Origin of the sequence: Marinobacterium profundum (genome assembly GCF_001528745.1) — a bacterium.
In the GTDB taxonomy this organism is placed as follows: domain Bacteria; phylum Pseudomonadota; class Gammaproteobacteria; order Pseudomonadales; family Balneatricaceae; genus Marinobacterium_A; species Marinobacterium_A profundum.
This window is the reverse complement of sequence record NZ_BCNS01000147.1, coordinates 1-3,738: the sequence shown is the minus strand read 5'-3', so window position 1 is coordinate 3,738 and position 3,738 is coordinate 1. Positions and strand designations below refer to the sequence as shown.

The following is a 3,738-nucleotide window of genomic DNA, read 5'->3' as shown; positions in this document are numbered from 1 at the left end:
ATTGTTGATGAATATCTCTCATTGATGGATCCGGCCCAGCATACCGGCGCAGCTCGGAGCTGCCCAGCTTGCCCGCCACTTCTTTGGTATTGATCCAGCACGCCAATGGTGCCGCCCTAACTCACAGGACTCGCGTATCCGCAGAACACCCGCGACTTGACGCCACCCTGAACGCCGACGTACAAACGGGCATGGCGAATGGCGCCAGGGCGTGATGGATAAAGAAGGTATCGATGTTAAGTCACCTGTTTCAGCTGTCTCCGCACAGCGATTCAAGCCTGCAGCAGCAGATTCGCGAACAGATCAGCAAGGCCATTATCGACGGTCATATTCCCGTCGATGTGCCGCTACCCTCGACCCGCAAGTTGTCGGAAACCCTGGGGGTCTCGCGCAATACGGTGATCATCGCCTACGAACACCTGATCGATGACGGTTACCTGATCTCCCGGGAAAGGGCGGGATTTTACGTCAATGCAGACATTCTCCAGAGCCTCGCCCGGGACGAGAGCATCAGTGATAAAGACGCCGAGCCTGACGTCATACAGGGCACCCGACCCGACTGGCAGCAGAGTCTGAAATTTACCCCCTCCCGCGACAAGCTCAACAAGCTGCACCGCTGGCAGGACTATCCCTACCCCTTTATCTACGGCCAGCTCGATCCAACCCTGTTCCCGACCAATCACTGGCGCGAGTGCTGCCGCGAATCCGTGTCCGTACAGTCCATCCGCGACTGGTCCGGGGATCGCTACGATGACGACGACGCCCTGCTGATCGAACAGATCCATACCCGCGTGCTGCCCCGGCGCGGGGTATGGGCAGACCCCGAGGAAATTCTTATTACCGTAGGGGCACAGCATGCGCTCTACATGACGCTGCGCCTGTTGCTGGACAGCAATTCCACCTTCGGCCTCGAGGAGCCCGGTTATCCGGATCTCACCCGCATAGCCAGCTGCACCGGCGCCCAGGTGCGCCCGCTGCAGATAGATGGCGAAGGCCTGATAACCGGCGACCAGCTGCGGGGCTGCGATCTTGTTTTCACCACCCCCAGTCATCAGTTCCCGACCACAGTGACCATGCCGATGGCGCGCAGACGTACCCTGCTGGAGCAGGCCTCAAAACACAATTTCCTGATCATCGAAGATGATTACGAGTGTGAAACCACCTTTGCCCGCCACCCCTCCCCGGCACTCAAGAGCCTGGACAGGCATGATCGGGTGATCTATCTGGGCAGCCTGTCCAAAACCCTGTCACCGGGGCTGCGCATTGGCTATATGGTGGGCCCCCGTGAGCTGATACGGGAGGTGCGGGAATATCGCCGCATGATGATGCGTCACCCGCCCATGAACAATCAGCGCTCGGTGGGCCTGTTCCTGGCCCGTGGCTACCACGACTCCCTTATCCGCCGGCTGGTGCAGGTGTATGAAGAACGCTGGAAGGAGGTCGGTGATGCGCTGCAGGAATTTTTGCCCGACTCAACCCAACCGCCGGTGTTTGGCGGCTCCTCCTACTGGGTGAAAGGTCCTGACACTCTGGATGCGCGGGAACTCAAGCGCCTGGCCCTGGAAAAAGGTGTGGTGCTCGAATCCGGCGACATTTACTTTTATCAGTCCGAGGCGAAAAATTTTTTCCGCCTGGGTTACTCCTCCATCGCCACCGAACGCATACGCCCGGGACTGGAGCGCGTGGCCAAACTGATAAAACTGATTAGCTAGACCTTCCATGGCCGCGCTATTTCAATGAAGAAACTGCAGCGCGGCTCTGAACCTGTCCGCACAAACGCTCAAAGCCCAGCTCCGCGGCTGGATCCAGAACGCTATATCTGTTGGGTCTATAGTGCCTGTTCAGCACTGTCCTATAGTCCGTTTCAAGGTTTTGACTGAACCCGCCAGGCCTTTCGCATTCAAGCCCGTTTCGTCCAGTTAGAGCGGTCGCTTTAAATCCGCATCCCATTAATGCGAGAGTACCGTTTGCAGGTGGCCGGATTAACGCGGCTGAAAACACACCGATTAATAAACGGGTCAATTCCCGGCAGCCGCAGCCATCTAACGGTTGCGACAACGAATTATCTCCCCATACAGACCGTGGCAATCAATTTTACTTAACCGAACAGGAGTTCAACGATGAGCACCGAATATATCAAAATCAAAAACCATATTAACGGTGCCTGGCTGGACGAATCCAACGGACAGTACGAGCCCCTGCGTAACCCCTCCACCGGACACGTGATCGGTGAAGTACCGCTGTCATCCCCCGCCACCTCCCGTGAGGCCACAGCGGCCGCAGCCGCCGCCTACCCGGCCTGGAGCGCACTGCCATTACCCAAACGCATGGACTTCATCTTCAAGATGCACCGCGCCATGGAAGATAATCTGGAAATGCTGGCCCATTCCATCGCCATTGACCAGGCCAAGCATATCGCCGAAGCCCGCGGCGAAGTCGGCCGCGTTATAGAGATATTGCAGATGGCCTGCACCATTCCCGCGCTGATTCAGGGCGACACCGTGCAGGGCATTGCCAACAACATCAACGGCCGCCTGATCAAGGCACCGCTGGGCGTATTCTGCGGTGTGGCGCCGTTCAACTTTCCCGCCCTGGTATTTGGCTGGTTCATCCCCTTTGCCATAGGCACAGGCAACACCTTCGTTTACAAGCCCTCCACAGAATCACCACTGTTTATGCAGAAAATGATGCAGCTGCTGTGTGATATTGGCCTGCCTGACGGCGTCGTCAATATAGTGCACGGTGACCGCGAAGTGGTTGAGGCCTGGTATGAAGACGACAATGTCGCCGGTGTCTGCCTGGTGGGCTCGACTCCCACCGCCAAGGCCATCGGCGAGGGTTGCGGGCGCGGCGGCAAGAAAACCATGCTGCTGGGCGGGGCCAAGAACTTCCTCGCCGCCATGGAAGATGCCCCCATGGATCTGCTGATCGACAACATCCTGATGTCGGGCTACGGCTCGGCTGGTCAGCGCTGCCTGGCGGTCTCCAATATTGCCGTGGTGCCGGAAATCTACGACGACTTCCTCGCCCGTCTGCTGGAAGCCTCACGCAAGGTCACTCTGGGCGATGCCATGGACCCCGATATTTTCATGGGCCCGGTGATCTCAGCCAGCGCCAGGAAACGCATTCACGATTACATCGACATTGGCCTTGCAGAAGGCGCCACCCTGGCGCTGGATGGGCGTAACCCGCAACTGCCCGAAGCCAATCAGGATGGTTATTTTGTCGGCCCCACTGTCTTTACCGATGTAACCCCCTGCATGCGTATCGCCAAGGAAGAAATTTTTGGCCCCGTGCTCAACATTATCAAGGTGGGCTGCATAGACGGCGCCCTGCGCATGATCCGCAACCACCCGCTGGGCAATGGCGCCTGCATCTTTACCCAGAACAGTTTCTACACCGAGAAATTCATCAACGAGGCCGACGTCGGCATGGTTGGTGTCAACGTCGGCATCTGCGCCCCCCATCCCTACCTGCCCTTTGGCGGCATCAAGGGTTCTCTGGTGGGCAACAACAAGGTACAGGGCAAGGATGCCATCGACTTCTTCACCCAGAGCAAGGTCGCTACCATTCGTGTCGTTGATCCCAGGGGCGTCACGGCAACGGCAACGACGGCAGCTACAGCCGACAACAATGTGCGCAGCTGCGTCGCCAGCTGAGTTGCTCTGAAATAGCCATCACAAGAGCCTCGGGCTCTGGGCTATCGCCCGGGGCTTGGGGCTTGGGAACTAGCAGCCT

Annotated in this window: 2 protein-coding genes; both read left to right on the top strand. The window is 58.1% G+C overall.

The genetic code is table 11. The features are described 5' to 3' along the window. Positions 1 to 233 precede the first annotated feature (233 nt). Complete coding sequence (pdxR, locus tag MPRO_RS17750; RefSeq protein WP_067296026.1) at positions 234 to 1,712, top strand: MocR-like pyridoxine biosynthesis transcription factor PdxR; 1,479 nt, start codon at positions 234 to 236, stop codon at positions 1,710 to 1,712. 408 nt (positions 1,713 to 2,120) lie between these two features. Beyond that, positions 2,121 to 3,659 carry an aldehyde dehydrogenase family protein gene (locus MPRO_RS17745; RefSeq protein ID WP_067296023.1) on the top strand — a complete coding sequence of 513 codons (1,539 nt, stop codon included), beginning with the start codon at positions 2,121 to 2,123 and terminating at the stop codon, positions 3,657 to 3,659. Positions 3,660 to 3,738: the final 79 nt, after the last annotated feature.

What these genes read in the sequence shown, in the direction of transcription:
- pdxR (WP_067296026.1), top strand. Translation starts at nt 234, where the DNA reads ATGTTAAGTCACCTGTTTCAGCTGTCTCCGCACAGCGATTCAAGCCTG.
- MPRO_RS17745 (WP_067296023.1), top strand. Translation starts at nt 2,121, where the DNA reads ATGAGCACCGAATATATCAAAATCAAAAACCATATTAACGGTGCCTGG.